General features: G+C 70.3%; 12 protein-coding genes. 1 reads left to right on the plus strand and 11 read right to left on the minus strand.

Annotated features, from left to right (window positions below):
* Positions 1–22: 22 nt before the first annotated feature.
* The 10 genes from OG444_RS06795 to OG444_RS06840 form a co-directional block, all read right to left on the minus strand.
* Complete coding sequence (locus OG444_RS06795) at positions 23–1,276, minus strand: FG-GAP repeat domain-containing protein (protein ID WP_327261275.1); 1,254 nt, start codon at positions 1,274–1,276, stop codon at positions 23–25.
* Positions 1,273–2,061, minus strand: a complete 789-nt coding sequence (locus tag OG444_RS06800) for a hypothetical protein (RefSeq protein ID WP_327261276.1) — start codon at positions 2,059–2,061, stop codon at positions 1,273–1,275. The genes OG444_RS06795 and OG444_RS06800 overlap by 4 nt, the downstream gene beginning before the upstream one ends.
* Positions 2,062–2,083: 22 nt before the next feature.
* Complete coding sequence (gene wecB / locus OG444_RS06805; RefSeq protein WP_327261277.1) at positions 2,084–3,280, minus strand: non-hydrolyzing UDP-N-acetylglucosamine 2-epimerase; 1,197 nt, start codon at positions 3,278–3,280, stop codon at positions 2,084–2,086.
* Positions 3,281–3,619: 339 nt separating this feature from the next.
* A complete protein-coding gene (locus OG444_RS06810; RefSeq protein ID WP_327261278.1) occupies positions 3,620–5,311 on the minus strand; it encodes an FAD-dependent oxidoreductase in 1,692 nt (563 codons plus the stop codon).
* Positions 5,312–5,317: 6 nt separating this feature from the next.
* Complete coding sequence (locus OG444_RS06815) at positions 5,318–6,622, minus strand: MFS transporter (protein WP_327261279.1); 1,305 nt, start codon at positions 6,620–6,622, stop codon at positions 5,318–5,320.
* A gap of 8 nt (positions 6,623–6,630) precedes the next feature.
* On the minus strand, positions 6,631–7,416 hold the full coding sequence (locus OG444_RS06820; RefSeq protein WP_327261280.1) for an SDR family NAD(P)-dependent oxidoreductase: 786 nt from the start codon (positions 7,414–7,416) through the stop codon (positions 6,631–6,633).
* A gap of 109 nt (positions 7,417–7,525) precedes the next feature.
* On the minus strand, positions 7,526–8,971 hold the full coding sequence (locus OG444_RS06825; protein ID WP_327261281.1) for an MFS transporter: 1,446 nt from the start codon (positions 8,969–8,971) through the stop codon (positions 7,526–7,528).
* A gap of 71 nt (positions 8,972–9,042) precedes the next feature.
* A complete protein-coding gene (locus OG444_RS06830; RefSeq protein ID WP_327261282.1) occupies positions 9,043–10,020 on the minus strand; it encodes a ParB N-terminal domain-containing protein in 978 nt (325 codons plus the stop codon).
* A 195-nt stretch (positions 10,021–10,215) separates the two neighbouring features.
* Complete coding sequence (gene galU, locus OG444_RS06835; RefSeq protein WP_327261283.1) at positions 10,216–11,118, minus strand: UTP--glucose-1-phosphate uridylyltransferase GalU; 903 nt, start codon at positions 11,116–11,118, stop codon at positions 10,216–10,218.
* Between the two features lie 57 nt (positions 11,119–11,175).
* Entirely contained in the window at positions 11,176–11,778 is a 603-nt protein-coding gene (locus OG444_RS06840) for a TetR/AcrR family transcriptional regulator (RefSeq protein ID WP_327261284.1), read from the minus strand.
* A gap of 290 nt (positions 11,779–12,068) precedes the next feature.
* Between OG444_RS06840 and OG444_RS06845 the strand changes: the two genes are divergently transcribed.
* Positions 12,069–13,250 carry an IS701 family transposase gene (locus tag OG444_RS06845; RefSeq protein WP_327261285.1) on the plus strand — a complete coding sequence of 394 codons (1,182 nt, stop codon included), beginning with the start codon at positions 12,069–12,071 and terminating at the stop codon, positions 13,248–13,250.
* A 51-nt stretch (positions 13,251–13,301) separates the two neighbouring features.
* On the opposite strand, the gene OG444_RS06850 is transcribed toward OG444_RS06845, so the two are convergent.
* A complete protein-coding gene (locus OG444_RS06850; protein WP_327261286.1) occupies positions 13,302–14,669 on the minus strand; it encodes a phosphomannomutase/phosphoglucomutase in 1,368 nt (455 codons plus the stop codon).
* Between the last annotated feature and the right edge of the window lie 29 nt (positions 14,670–14,698).

Below are 14,698 nucleotides of genomic sequence, written 5' to 3' on the forward strand. Positions count from 1 at the left end.
TGCCGGGAGGGACGGAACGGGCCTACTGGTCGATCTCGTTGCGGTAGACCATGAGCTTGGCGTCCTTGGCCACGTAGTAGTTCTGGACGGAGTACGCGATGGTGGCGAAGTCGAGGCGCCCGTCCCCGTTGAAGTCGGCGGTGGCGATGCGGGCGACGGATTCCTCGGAGACCCGCCACTTGGCCCAGACGCCGTTGGCCGCGTCGATCGCCTTGTAGTACATGACGCCCTGCCACGGCCACGGTCCGCGCAGGGCCACGAGGAACTCCTCGTCGCCGTCGCCGTCGAAGTCGGCGCAGACGATCTGGTGGCCGGGGCCCTCGCCGTTCTCGTTGGGGTCGCCGTACACGTCGAGCAGGACGCGGTTCCAGCCCTCGCCGCCGCCGGCCTTGGTGTAGACGGCCACGGTGTTGCCGTGGAAGGGCTCGATCGCGGCGACGTAGGCCATCGGGTCGTCGCCGAGCCGGCCCGCGTTGAGGTCGCCGCTGCCGCGGAAGCCTGTCTGCTCGAACTGTGTGAGCTCGCCGGTGCCGATCAGCTCGCGGACCCACTCCTGGCGGGCTTCGTCGAACCAGAGCCAGGTGACGCCCTCGTCGGAGGCCAGCAGCAGGGATTCGAGCTCGGAGCCGGGGACCAGGCCCTTCTTCTTCTCTGCGCCGTGGATCATCCGGAAGTGACTGTCGTCGATGACGGTCATCGGCCACTCCTCGGCCGTGTGCACGTCGTCGGGCTGCGTGAACAGCACGACGGGCAGTACGGCGTGGACGTCCTCCTTGGCGACGATCGGCAGGCCGATGATCTGGAGCCGGTCGGTGCGGGTGAAGTGGCCGGCGCGCAGGCGGTGCATGCCGGTGGCGCGGCCGACGTAGTGGCGCTTCCAGCGGGACTCGTCCTTGTCGGGGGTGCCCGGGTTCTCCAGCCAGTCGATCTTGCCGCCTTCGGTGTTGGCGTCGTGGATCGTGCCGATCGGGCCGTAGAGGTCGTAGCAGACGATGACGTCGGGGTGGCCGTTGCCGCTGACGTCGGCGAAGTCGGCGCCGACGGGCATCTTGATGCGGTCGGCGATCAGCCGGCGGGTCCAGTCGCCGTCGTTCGCGTACCAGTAGATCTCGCCGAGGCGCAGCCCGTAGCCGAACAGGTCGGGCCGGCCGTCGCCGTCGATGTCGGGCGCCTCCAGCCAGTAGCCGTCGCGGAGCTGGTCGGCGACGATCTCGGCGGTGAACTTCGGGGCGCGCAGAGCGGTTTCGGTGCTCTTGCCGGTGCCGTTGGCGGTCATGAGTGGCTCTCCAGGGAGGTGAGGGCGGAGGTGGTCGCGGGGTGGAGGGTGCGCAGCGCGCGGGGCACGGGGTGGTACTCAATCGCGAGCCAGATGCAGTCGGTGTCGGCCCGGTACTGGTGCCAGGGGTAGTGGTAGGTGCACTGGGGGCCGGTGGCGCAGAACGGGTCCGGGGTGGTGTAGCCGGGGCTCATCAGGACGTCCTGGTAGAGCGAGGCGTGGTCGCTGTCCCGGAAGCGCTGCATCCGGCCCAGGCCGTGCACCTGGGTGTGGACCTCGATGAAGTCGTGGCTGTTGTGGACGGCGCAGTCGGTTCCGGCGGGTGAGAACCAGAGGTTGGCGCGGACGTTGAACTCGCGCAGGTCCATGGCGCTCTCGCGCTCGCCGAGTACGTGGGCCGGGTCGAACAGGACGGTGTTGATGTCGTCCTGGGGGCTGCGGTGGAGGGCGGTCTCGCGGGGGAACTCGCCGGGACCGAGGAGGTCGGCGAGGTGGGACCAGCCGGGTTCCGCGGTGATGCCGGTGATGTCGGTGCCGTCGGGGGCGCTGCGCAGGAGGAGGAGCGCGTCGGCCTTCTCGATGCGGGTGTCGGCGAGGACGGTCGAGGAGAGCGGGGGGATGGTCTTGCGGGGTGTCTCCGCGATGGTCACGGGGGTCACACCGGGGTTGACGACGATAGTGCGACCTTCGACGGTGTAGTCCACGGCGTCGCGGACGAGCGCGGCCCTCAGGTACGGGGTGCTGAAGTTCAGGGGGCGTTCGACGGCGGACGGGGTGGCGCTCATGCGGCTGCTTCCTCTCCGGGGTTCAGGTGCGGGCGAAGTCGGCCGTACGGGCGAGCTCGACGCTGAGCTCGTCGACGGCGCTGTCGGGGACGAAGGGCTCGGGCGCGGGTCCCAGGCCGAAGAAGTGGGCGAGCGCGGCGACCGTGCGGGCGGTGGCCAGTCCGTCGCCGTACGGGTTGGCGGCGTTCGCCATCCGGTCGTACGCGGCCCGGTCGCGCAGCAGCTCCAGGGTGTGGGCGACGATGCCCTCGGTGGCCGTGCCGACGAGGCAGGCGGTGCCGGCGACGATGGCCTCGGACCGCTCGGTGACGTCGCCGAGGACCAGGGTGGGCTTGCCGAGCGCGGGCCCTTCCTCCTGGCTGCCGCTGCTGTCCGAGACGATGAGGTCGGCGCGGCCCATGAGCTTGCAGAAGCTGAGGTAGGGCAACGGGTCGACGACGGTGATGCCCGGGTGGCCGCCGATGTAAGGGAGCAGTGCCTCGCGGACGACCGGGTTGCGGTGCAGCGGGACGACGACGCGCACTCCGGGCTCGTCGGCGATGCGGGCCAGGGCCCGGCCGATCTGCGGCAGGTGCGGCCAGGCCTCGCGGCGGTGCGCGGAGGCCAGGACGACCCGGCGCGGATCGAGGTCGAGGTCGGCCAGGGCGGGGGCGCCGTAGCTCTCGGCGCGGCCGCTGGCCCAGCGCAGTGCGTCGATGACGGTGTTGCCGGTGACCGTGATCGTGTCGGCGGCGATGCCCTCGCGGAGCAGGTTCGCCAGGTTGCCGGGGGTGGGCGCCAGGTGGAGGGCGGCGACCTGGGCGACGAGCCGTCTGTTGCCCTCCTCGGGGAAGGGCGAGCCGAGCCGGCCGCTGCGCAGTCCGGCCTCGACGTGGACGACGGGGATCCGCTGGTGGAATCCGGCCAGGGCCCCGGTGAGGGTCGTGGCGGTGTCTCCGTGGACCAGGACCGCGTCGGCGGGCGCGGTGGCGAAGTAGTCCTCCAGGCCGCGCAGCGACCGGTAGGTGACCTGGGAGAGGGTCTGCTTGGGGGCCATCACCTTCAGGTCGACGTCGGCGGTGAGGCCGAAGGCGTCGAGGGTCTCGTCCAGCATCTGGCGGTGCTGCCCGGTGGAGATCACGACGGGCTCGAAGCGCGGGTCTTCCCGGAGGGCGCGGATGACCGGCGCGAACTTGATGGCTTCCGGGCGGGTGCCGAGGACTACGGCGACGGAACGCATGGCTTCCTCTGCTTTCTGACGTGTCGGGAATCGAGCCGTGACATGGAGTGCGAGGGCGTACTGGCGGGTGCAGGGGCGTGCGAGGGCGCGGTGCGGCGGTGCCGCGGGCCTTTTCGACGGGTGGTGGCCAGGGGATCGGATCTCACTGCGAGGGGCTTTTCGGCTGCCCTCTTCCGGCCAGGACCCAGCTTTCCCGGAGCGGGCCGGGGAGTCAACGAACGCCGGCGGACACTCGAACGGTCGTACGGGAACGACAGAAGCCCCGCACTCCGGAGACCGGAGTGCGGGGCTTCTGAACAGGGACGACGGGTGAGGAAGGACGGCGGTCGGGGAAGGAGGTCAGCCCCGGGCGGGCTTGATCGACATGGAGTGGCGGAAGAAGTCGGACGGGTCGTACTTCCTCTTCACCTGCTGCAGGCGCGGGTAGTTGTCCTTGTAGTAGAGCGTCTGCCACGGCACGCCGGAGCGGTTGCGGCGCGGGTCGGTGATGTCACGGTCGGGGTAGTTGATGTAGCAGCCGTCGGTGCTGTCGTCGATCAGGGGTACGCCACCGGTCGCGGAGAAGAAGTCCTCGTACAAGTCGCGCAGCCAGCCCAGGTAGTACCCGTCCTCGCCCTCGTCCTGCCAGAAGGTCTGGAAGCACATCTTGAAGATGGACGAGCGCTGCGCGTTTGCCGTCGCGTCGGGCGCCGCGGCGTTGACCTGGCCACCGAAGGAGAACAGCACCAGCATGGTGTCCGGGTTCTTGAAGTCCGGCCGGCTCATGTACCGGTAGAGCGCCGAGATCTGATGGTCGGTGAAGTTCTTCCTCATGTACGCCGACTTGTGCGCGCCGCGTGAGGTGGGATTGGTGATGACCGGGTTGTTGGTGCCGACCAGTCTGGTGGCCTGGAGCCAGGGCAGGGTCCTGGGCTCCGCGAACTGCGGCATGGCGGGCAGCTCGCCGGTGGGGCGGGTGAGCGCCTTCGGGACGACGCCCGTACCGGCCGTAATGGCGGCCAGATAGTCGTCCAGCAGCTTTCTCGCGTTCGGCACCGTCGCGTCGACCTGGGTGAACATGCCCAGGCTGCCGTGTGCCTTGGAACTGACGTTGAACAGGCTGGAGAGGTTGCGGTACGGGGAGTCGGGCGCGCTGTTGGCCGCGTGCCAGGCACCGAAGTTCTTCAGCAGCCGGGTGAACTTCGCCTCCGTCAACTGCTCCCAGGGGAAGTCGACCGCGCTCACCAGGACCTTCGAGGGCGGGGAGATCAGCTGCTGGGAGGGCTCGGAGCCCTTCGCCCCCGGGGAACGGAACCAATAGCGGGTCACCAGGCCGAAGTTGCCTCCGCCCCCGCCGGTGTGGGCCCACCACAGCTCCCGGTTCGGGTCGTTCTGCTCCCGGGTGGCCACGACCGTGCGTACGCCGCCCCGGCCGTCCGTCACCACCACCTCCACGGCGTAGAGGTGGTCGACGACGAGGCCGTGGGCCCGGGAGAGGAGGCCGTAGCCGCCGCCGGCTATGTGCCCGCCGGCTCCGACGCTGTAGCAGATGCCGCCGGGGATCGTGACGCCCCAGCCCTTGTACAGGGCCTCGTACACGTTGATCAGGCGGGCGCCGGCCTCCACGACGAACGCCCGGAACTTCGGGTCGTAGCCGACGTGCGTCATCTCCGAGAAGTCGATGATGACCTGGGTGCCGGAGTGCGCGGCGAAGTCGGCGAAGCAGTGGCCGCCGCTGCGCACCGAGACCCGCTTGCCCGCACGGACCGCGTCTCTCAGCGCGCGTTCGGCGTCCGCGGTCGAGCGGACCATCTTGATGTAGTCGGGGCGGGCCACGAAGCGCTGGTTGTTCCCGGTGGTCAGCATTTCGTAGCGCGGATCCCCCGGCCTGACGACGGATCCGGTCCCGGCGGCCGCGGGCGCCGCTCCGGAGGCACCGGGAGCGTGGTCGGCGGCGGCCGCGGCGGGCCCGGACAGTGCGCCGGCCACCGCCGCGCCTCCGACGACGGCCGCGCTGCGGGTGAGCATGGTCCGGCGATCGACACCGTTCATGTGCGTCTACCTCGACTTCTGTTCGACGATGGGATGGGTGCCGTACCCGGCACCGGCGGAAGGGTGCTGTGCGCAAAGCGGTCCGGTGGGAGCGGATGCGTTGGGGAGGGGTGCGGTGGGGAGGGGTGCGGTGGGACGCGATGCGCCCGGTTGCGCATGACGCCCGCGGCTCCTGCGGTCGAGCCGGCCGGAGAGCGCCGCGGTGCCCAGTCCCGCCGCGGCCAGTCCGGCACCGATCCAGGTCGGCGAGGTCCACCCCAGGCCATGGGCGACGGCGAGACCGCCGAGCCAGGCCCCGAGGGCATTGCCGAGGTTGAAGGCCGCGATGTTCGCCGCGGAGGCGAGGGCCGGGGCCCCGGCGGCCTGCTGCATCACGCGTGCCTGCAGCGGTGGCACCGTCGCGAAACCGATCGCCCCGAAGGCGGCCAGGGTGATCGCGGCGGGCACGGTGGCCCGCGAGGTGAAGGTGAAGATCACCAGCACCAGGCAGAGGCCACCCAGGATGAGGTACAGGCTGGGCATCAGGGAGCGGTCGGCGGCCCGGCCGCCGAGTACGTTGCCCACGCACAGCCCGACGCCGAAGAGTACGAGGAGCCAGGCGACCGCGCCGTCGGAGAAGCCGGCCAGTTCCGTCATCATGGGCGCGAGGTAGGTGAAGGAGGCGAAGACGCCCCCGAAACCGAGGACGGTCGTGGTCAGCGCCAGCCACACCTGCGGCTTGCGGAAGACGGCGAGTTCGCCGCGCAGGGCTCCGCGTTCCGGCGCCGGCTGTGCCGGGACCAGGGCGATGAGGCCGAGCAGCCCGACGACCCCGATGCCGGTGACCGCCCAGAAGGTCGATCGCCAGCCGAACTCCTGGCCGAGGAAGGTGCCCAGGGGTACGCCGAGCACATTGGCCAGGGTGAGGCCGGTGAACATCAGGGCGATGGCGCTGGCCCGCCGGTCGGGGGCCACCAGGTCGGCGGCCACGACGGACCCGATCCCGAAGAACGCGCCGTGTGTGAGGGCGGCGATCAGCCGCCCGCCCATGAGGGCGGTGTAGTCGCCGGCCAGGGCGCAGAGCAGGTTGCCCGCGATGAAGACGGCCATGAGGACGACGAGCATGGTCTTGCGCGGCAGCCGGGCACCGGCTGCGGTCATCAGCGGTGCGCCGACGACCACACCGAGGGCGTAGCCGGTGACCAGCATGCCGGCGGAGGGGATGGAGACGGACAGGTCGTCGGCCACTTCCGGGAGCAGACCGACGATGACGAACTCGGTCGTCCCGATGCCGAAGGCCCCTATGGCGAGGGCGAGCAGGGAAGCACGCATCGGCCCGGTCAGACCTGTCGCAGGGCGCCGCCGTCGACGCTCCACTCGGCGCCGGTGACCTGCCCCGCGAGCGGGGAGAGCAGGTACGCGATCACACCGGCGACGTCGTCGGCCGTACCGATGCGACCGCTGGGCAGTCGGCGCACCTCGCGGATGAAGTGGTCGACGGCCTCGTCGGCCGGGAGGCCGAACCGCTCGCCGAGCTGCTCGGCGAAACCGCCGGGCGCGTCGAAGAGCGCGGTACGGGTGGGCCCGGGCGAGACCACGTTGGAACGTACGCCCCGCGGGCCGAACTCCGCGGCGAGGGACTTGGACAGGGACAGCAGCGCCGTCTTGGTGGCGGCGTAGTCGACGATGCCCGGGTCGGGGAACCGGGCGGCTTCGCTCGCGATGTGCACGAGGGCGCCCGCTCCGGTCTCCAGGAGCGCGGGCAGAGCGGCGCGGGTCATGCGGACCGCGGAGTGGAAGTTGATCTCGAAGGTGCTCTTCCACTGCTCGTCGGTCACGTCGAGGAAGCCGGTACGGGACTGCAGCGCGCCGACGTTGTTGACGAGGCCGTCGAGCCGGCCGTGGCGTTCGATGACCGCGTCGGCCACCTGGCGGGCGGCGGTGGGATCGGTGAGGTCGGCGGCGACGGTGCTGACCCGGTCGCCGAGGGCTTCGGTGTTCCAGGGCTTGCGGGCGACGCCGACGACGGTGGCGCCTTCCGCCGCCAGGAGGCGGACGGTTGCCTCGCCGATTCCGGACGACGCGCCGGTGACGAGGTACACGCGGTCTTCGATACGGAGGTCCATCACGTTCCTTGAGAAGGAGGGAGGCGGCCCCGGCACGGTCGACGGGAGCGGTCTGACGACCGTGCCGGGGGCACTTCCCGGAGGGAGGGGAATCTCTGCGGCCGGGAAATCAGCCGGCGGCTGCGACGTCCTTCGCGGCCTTGGCGCGGAGGAAGAGGACGGTGGTCAGGATGCCGACGACCACGATGGCGGTGTTGACGATGACCGCGGTGGTGATGCCCGCGTGGATGTCGGTGTTGGCGGCGGCGACCGCCGACATGATGGGCGTGCCCATCGTGATGCCGATCTGCTGCGTCATCGTCGCCAGACCGGTCGCCATGCCCTGCTCGTGATCCGGCAGACCGGTCGTCGCGGTCACCATGAACCCGACGATCACCAGCATGTTCCCCACACCACCCGCGAACGTGGCAATCAGCAGCAGCCACATCGACGCCGAGGTCTCACCCAGAGCCACCAGGCTCAGCGTCGCCACCGCCTGCAGCACACCACCGATGATCAGCGTCGACCGCGTACCCACCGCACCGATCACCCGCGGAGCGATCGAACCACCGATCACCGTGCCCACGCCCAGCACACCGAACGACAGACCAGCCGTCAGCGGCGAGAAGTCCAGCACCTCCTGCAGATACAGCGTCATCAGGAACACCAGACTGGTCTCCGTCAGAAACGCGATCAGACCCGCGATGTTCCCCCACGCGACCGTCTTCTTCTTCAGCACCGAAACCGGAACCAGCGGATCCGAACTCTTCGCCTCGATCGCATAGAAGACGACCAGCAGCACCACACCCGCCGCCAGCCAACCCAGCGCCGACGGAGCACCCCAACCGTGCTCACCCGCCTGCGTCAACCCATAGATCAGAGCCAGCAGACCCAGCGTCACAGCCGTCGCACCCGGCACATCCAGCTTCGGACGCACCGCCGGACGAGACTCCTTGATCACCGTCGGAGCGATGAACAACACCGCCAGCGCCACCGGCACGTTGATGAAGAACGCCCACCGCCACGAGAGCAGATCCGTCAGCACTCCACCCAGGATCGCGCCCGTCGTGAACCCCGCCGACATCAACGCACCGTTCAGGCCGAGGGCCTTCTCACGGAGCGGACCCTCGGGGAACGAGGTGGTGAGCAGGGACAGACCGGCCGGCGTCACCGCGGCGGTCGCAAGACCCTGGAACACTCGCGCCGCGATCAGCATCTCCGGCGACGTCGCCAGACCGCCCACGAGCGAGGACAGACCCAGTACCGCAAGGCCCACCAGGAACAGCCGTCGACGACCGAACAGGTCCGCAACCCGCCCGAACAACAGCGTGAAACCAGCAGCACACAGCGCGAACGACGTCGCGATCCACTGCAGATTCGACAACGAGAAACCAAGCCCGTCACCGATCACCGGCAACGCCACATTCAGAATCGAGAAATCAACCGCCAGCATGAACTGCGCCACCAGCAGCACCACAAGAACCAACTTCAGACGCCCGTCCAGACGAACGGGCCCCTCGGCTCCTCCCCCCTCCCCTGAACCCGCGTCAACACGCGCTCCCTCGACAACCGACATCGCCATACGTCCTTTCGATCACAACTGGGGGCCTTCCACGTCGAAGGCCGGTACTCGCCGGGGAAACCGGCTCAGGCAGGGGTGTGCGCCGAGGCGCGGCGCCGTAGTTCGTCGGACAGCTCCTGCCAGTCCCGCGCGCACTGGGCGGCCGCGGCGGCGGCCGTCTCCACGCGGTACGGGGGTATTGCGGCGACGATCCGCTCCCACTGGCGCAGCCCGCTCACCTGGAGGTCGAGCATGCGCAGGAGGAGCCTGCCCGCCTCGCTCAGCCTGAGCAGGGGGTCCTTGCACAGGCCGGTGACCAGTTCGGGCAGCGGCTGCCCCCGGCCCCGCGGGGGTACCGGGGGCGGGGCGGGGGCCGGGGTCCCGGCGGAACGCCGCTGGGCGGCCGGTACGGGATCGGCGCCCTCTCCGATCCGGCGCCGCACGTCCCTTACGGTGGAGGGCGCGATGCCCGCCTCCCGTGCGATCTGCCGCAGGGACGCGGTGGGCCGGCCGGCCAGCAGCCTGGCGGCGGCCTCCCGGCCCCGGATCGGATCGGCCGGCCGGAGACGGCCGTCCTGGCCGACGCGGCCCGGCGGTGCGGGCCCCGGCGGCTCGCGGCGCCGTAGCGTCGCGACGGTCCGGGCCGCCAGTCCGGTCCGCCGCGCGATTCCGCGGTCGGACCAGTCGGGGTGGGACCGCAGGATCCGTAGCGCCGCCGAGGTCCGCTCCGCCTGGGTCAGCGGGAGTCCGTGACTGATGTTGGCCTCGACCGAGAGCACGAACGCGTCCTCGGCACTGCCGTCGAAGAACGTCACTCCCACGGTGTCCTGCCCGCGCAGTACGGCGGCCCGCAACCGGTGCGTTCCGTCGATGACCCGCATGGTGGGGCGGTGCACGAGCAGCGGCGGTAGCGTCCGGCCCGAGCGGGCGAGGGCCTGTGCGTGGCTCTCGTCCACGTGCACGGTGCGGGGGGAGTCGCCGGCGAGCAGGGTGCCGACCGGCACGTCGACTGCGACAGCGACGCCGGGGGTCTGCGGCTCACGTCGCGGGTTCGTCCTGTCCATGTGGTTCACCTCCTTCCCGGCAGTCGGTGGTTCGGATGCCGCTCCGTTCGGCGGCCACGGGGAAGAAATTACGTAATTACCGTTCGGTAACCCAGCTGGAGCCCGAACCCCGCTGAGATTTGGGCAAGTTGGCGAGGCAGGTGCTGGTGGGGCGGGCGACCGCGGAAGTTCACCGGTCGCCCACCGAGCTGCGACTCAGACCGCCACGAGCTCTTCCGTACGTACGAACTCCCGCAGCCAGGACAGGAATTCGGGGCCGAGATCCGCGCGCTCACAGGCGAGCCTGACCGTCGCGCGCAGGTACTCGGCGCGGTCCCCGGTGTCGTAGCGCCGGCCGGAGAACACCACGCCGTGCACGGGACGCCCGGCCCGGACCAGCGCGCGCAGCGCGTCCGTGAGCTGGATCTCTCCGCCGCGCCCCGGGCTCGTGGCCCGCAGGACGTCGAAGATCTCGGGGTCGAGGAGGTACCGGCCGATGATGGCCAGGTTGCTGGGCGCGGTGCCGGGCTCCGGCTTCTCCACCAGCTCGGTGATGCGTACGCCGTCGCCGCCCGCCGAAGGGTCCACCGCGGCGCATCCGTACAGGTGGATCGCCTGCGGATCCACCTCCATGAGGGCCACGACGCTGCCGCCGAGCCGTTCCCGCACCTCGGCCATGCGGGCGAGCAGGGGGTCCCGGGGGTCGATCAGGTCGTCGGCCAGGAGGACGGCGAAGGGCTCCCGGCCGACATGGGGCGCGGCGCACAGGACGGCGTGTCCGAGGCCCTTGGGATCCCGCTGGCGCACGTAGTGGATGTCGGCGAGCTCGGTGGAGGCGCAGACGCTCCTCAGTTTGTCCTGATCACCCCGGCGCTGGAGGGCCTCCTCCAGCTCGTAGTTGCGATCGAAGTGGTCCTCCAGCGGCCGCTTGTTGCGGCCGGTGACCATGAGGATGTCGGACATCCCCGCCGCGACGGCCTCTTCCACCACGTACTGGATGGCCGGCTTGTCGACCACCGGAAGCATTTCTTTCGGTGTGGCCTTGGTCAGCGGGAGGAATCGCGTGCCGAGCCCCGCGGCGGGGATCACTGCCTTGGATATCCGGTGAGGTGAATTCATGCCACCGACGCTAGAGCGCCCCGCGTTCCGGCGGCTTGAATTACCCCGCTTCTTCTCCTACTTGGGCAATTCCATTTCTGTCGGCGCCGCGATGGCCCGCCGGATGAGCCGCCACAGGTCCCCGAGTTCGCCGGTCACCGCGCCGGGGGGCTCGCCCCGGCCGCGGCGCGCCCTGGCGACGACTCCCCCCACCAGATGCGCCGTCAGCAGGGTGGCGGGGCACGGATCGACCTCCGGGTCCAGCTGCCCCTGTTCCGCGGCCTGCACCATGAGCTCCTTGACCTGCGGGAGCCAGCATCCGCACCAGTCGGGTCCGGCGCCGACGCGCTCCTGGGTCAGCCGCGCCGCGGCGCGTACGGCCGCGTCCGTCTCGATCAGCCCGCCGAGGGCGAGGACGAGCGCGGAAACGGTGTCCAGCGCCGGGCCGCCACGGGACGTCACCCCCTCGACCACTCTGCGGGTGGCGGCCCGCCCGGAATCCTCCACGGCCGAAGCCAGCTCTCCTTTCGCCGCGAAGTGAAAGGTGAGAGCCCCGATCGAAATTCCGGCGGAACGGCTCAGCCGGGAGAGGGAGGTCCCGTCGTACCCATTGCGGTCGAATTCAGCGGCAGCCACCGAGATCAGATGACTACGGGTGCGTACGCCGCGCTCTTGCTTCACCACTGCACTATCACTGCCATCCAGGTCGTTCCTCACTCGCCATTGCGCCCGCGGGGAGATGGCGACCTCCAGCGTCGCCCCGGCGGCCGCCTCCCACAACGCCGACTTGTCGAAGAAGCGCCCCTGCCCCGCCACCACGCGCCGACCCCGTCACCGGCGCCGCCGGCTCCCCCGCCCAACGTGCCGAAGTCGCGGGGAGGGCGCCATACGTTCTCTAGAAAAAAAACGAACGTTCTGTATTCTACGAAGGCGACGGCGCACGCCGGCGTCCACAGTGGAGGGGGAGACGGATGACGACACGGACAAGGACCAGAGCCCGGGCCGCCGGCGACACGGACCTGGCCGAGTTCACGGAGCGCCTCTTCGGCCACTTACCGAGGGCCGACCAGCGACGCTGGGCCCGGGTCTACCTGCAGGGGCTGCTCACCACCCCGGGGAAAAAGTCCGTACGCAGGCTCGCGGCGTCCGTGACCGAGTCGCCCACCGCCTCCCAGTCCCTGCAGCAGTTCATCAACGCGAGCCCCTGGGACTGGAATCCCGCCCGCACCGAGCTGCTGCGCTGGGTGGAGGAACGGCACCCGGTACGGGCCTGGACGATCGGGCAGGTGTGCTTCCCCAAGCGCGGTGAGCACTCGGTCGGCGTGCACCGCCGCTTCGACCCCGCTGCCGGACGCATCGTCAACTGCCAGCTGGGTTTCTGCCTCTTCTTGTCGCTGGACGGCATGACCGTGCCCGTCGACTGGCGCCTCGCGCTCCCCGAGACGTGGGTGGCGGATCCCGTGCTGCGCCGCCGGGCGCGCATCCGGCCCGAGGTCGCCCACCAGTCCCCGGAGGCCCTCGTCCTGGAGCTCGTCGACTCGATCGCGGCCCGCACCACGTCGGCGCATCCGCCCGTGGTCGCCGACCTCAGCCGCCTCGGCGGCGCCGCCGCGCTGATCGGCGTACTCGGCCGCCGCGGCCACGACTTCCTGGTGTCCGTCCCGCCCGCCCTCGCGGTCCGCGCCGCCGGCCTGACCCAGGGCGGCGACGCCACCGCGGGCGACTTCGCCCGCCTGGGCAACACCAGCCACCCCTGCTCCGCGCCGCTCACCGGCCCCCACGCCCGCCCGCAGCGGCAGCGCATCCACTCGGCCCTGGTCAGGGTGCCGGAAGGCGAACCGGGGGCCCGTGGGACACACCAGATCTACCGGCTGTTCGGCGAACGGCGGCAGGGGCCGGGCCGGCCGGGCGGGCCCGTCTGGCTCACCAACATGAACCGTCACCGGATGGACGATCTGTTGCACCTGGTGCGGGAGGCGGGCCGGTCCACCGCGGTACTGGGCTCACTGGCGGACGACTTCGGCCTCCTCGACTTCGAGGGGCGCTCCTTCCCCGGCTGGCACCACCACATGACGCTGATGTCGGCCGCGTACGCGTACGCCCTGCGGCAACGGCAGGAGCATGGAGGACTCGGCGGGCGGCGGCCCGCCTGAGCGGGCGCCCCCAGAGGAACCCGGCTCGGCGGGGAACCGGGCTCCAGTGGCTCAGGCGCGGATGAGGGTGAGGACCTCGTCGCGGACCTTGGCCAGGGTGGCCTCGTCCCGCGCCTCCACGTTCAGCCGCAGCAGGGGCTCGGTGTTGGAGGCACGGACGTTGAACCACCAGTCCCCGCCCGTCACCGTCAGGCCGTCGAGCTCGTCGAGGGTGACACCCTCGATATCTCCGTAGGCGTCCTTCACCGCGGCCAGCCGGGCCTTCTGGTCGCCGACCGTCGAGTTGATCTCACCCGAACCCGCATACCGGTCGTAGGAAGCCACCAGCTCCGACAGCGGACCGTCCTGACCACCCAGCGCCGCCAGCACGTGCAACGCGGCCAGCATGCCCGTGTCCGCGTTCCAGAAATCCTTGAAGTAGTAGTGCGCCGAGTGCTCACCACCGAAGATCGCACCCGTCCTCGCCATCTCCTCCTTGATGAAGGAATGACCCACCCGCGTACGCACCGGCGTGCCGCCGTTCTCCCGCACCACCTCCGGCACCGACCAGGAGGTGATCAGGTTGTGGATGACCGTCCCCGAACCGCCGTTGCGGGCCAGCTCACGCGCCGCGACCAGCGCAGTGATCGCCGACGGCGACACCCCCACACCCCGCTCGTCCACGATGAAACAGCGGTCCGCGTCACCGTCGAACGCAATCCCCAGATCCGCGCCCTCCGCCAGCACACGGGCCTGGAGATCCACAATGTTCTTCGGATCCAGCGGATTCGCCTCGTGGTTCGGGAACGTCCCGTCCAGCTCGAAGTACATCGGCACCACATCCAGCGGCAGCCCCTCGAACACCGTCGGCACCGTGTGACCGCCCATGCCGTTGCCCGCGTCCACCACCACCTTCAGCGGCCGGACCGACGCCAGGTCCACCAGACCCTTCAGATGCGCGGCATACCCGGGAAGGGAATCCAGCTCCGTCACCGTGCCCGGGGCCGTGCCCTCGGCAACCACCGGAGCACCGTCCCGCGACCACTTCTCCACCAGCGACCGGATCTGCGACAGACCCGTGTCCTGACCCACCGGAGCAGCACCCGCACGACACAGCTTGATGCCGTTGTACTGCGCCGGATTGTGCGAAGCCGTGAACATCGCACCCGGCAGACCCAGCGAACCCGACGCGTAATACAACTGATCCGTCGAACACAGCCCGATCAACGTCACATCCACACCACGCGCCGCCGCACCCCGCGCAAAAGCAGCCGACAGACCCGGCGACGACGGACGCATGTCATGACCGATCACGATCGCCACAGCACCCGTGACCTCCACGAACGCCCCACCGAACAACTCGGCCAGCGACTCGTCCCACTCGTCCGGCACAACGCCACGCACGTCATACGCCTTGACGATGTTCGAAAGATCGGGCATTTCCACTCCTTCAGGGGTGACGGGATGTG

It is taken from the genome of Streptomyces sp. NBC_01232, assembly GCF_035989885.1.
Taxonomy (GTDB): Bacteria; Actinomycetota; Actinomycetes; order Streptomycetales; family Streptomycetaceae; genus Streptomyces.

Excerpts from the sequence above, each read along its gene's own strand:
- OG444_RS06795 (WP_327261275.1), bottom strand. The coding sequence starts at position 1,276 with ATGACCGCCAACGGCACCGGCAAGAGCACCGAAACCGCTCTGCGCGCC.
- OG444_RS06800 (WP_327261276.1), bottom strand. The coding sequence starts at position 2,061 with ATGAGCGCCACCCCGTCCGCCGTCGAACGCCCCCTGAACTTCAGCACC.
- wecB (WP_327261277.1), bottom strand. The coding sequence starts at position 3,280 with ATGCGTTCCGTCGCCGTAGTCCTCGGCACCCGCCCGGAAGCCATCAAG.
- OG444_RS06810 (WP_327261278.1), bottom strand. The coding sequence starts at position 5,311 with ATGAACGGTGTCGATCGCCGGACCATGCTCACCCGCAGCGCGGCCGTC.
- OG444_RS06815 (WP_327261279.1), bottom strand. The coding sequence starts at position 6,622 with ATGCGTGCTTCCCTGCTCGCCCTCGCCATAGGGGCCTTCGGCATCGGG.
- OG444_RS06820 (WP_327261280.1), bottom strand. The coding sequence starts at position 7,416 with ATGGACCTCCGTATCGAAGACCGCGTGTACCTCGTCACCGGCGCGTCG.
- OG444_RS06825 (WP_327261281.1), bottom strand. The coding sequence starts at position 8,971 with ATGTCGGTTGTCGAGGGAGCGCGTGTTGACGCGGGTTCAGGGGAGGGG.
- OG444_RS06830 (WP_327261282.1), bottom strand. The coding sequence starts at position 10,020 with ATGGACAGGACGAACCCGCGACGTGAGCCGCAGACCCCCGGCGTCGCT.
- galU (WP_327261283.1), bottom strand. The coding sequence starts at position 11,118 with ATGAATTCACCTCACCGGATATCCAAGGCAGTGATCCCCGCCGCGGGG.
- OG444_RS06845 (WP_327261285.1), top strand. The coding sequence starts at position 12,069 with ATGACGACACGGACAAGGACCAGAGCCCGGGCCGCCGGCGACACGGAC.
- OG444_RS06850 (WP_327261286.1), bottom strand. The coding sequence starts at position 14,669 with ATGCCCGATCTTTCGAACATCGTCAAGGCGTATGACGTGCGTGGCGTT.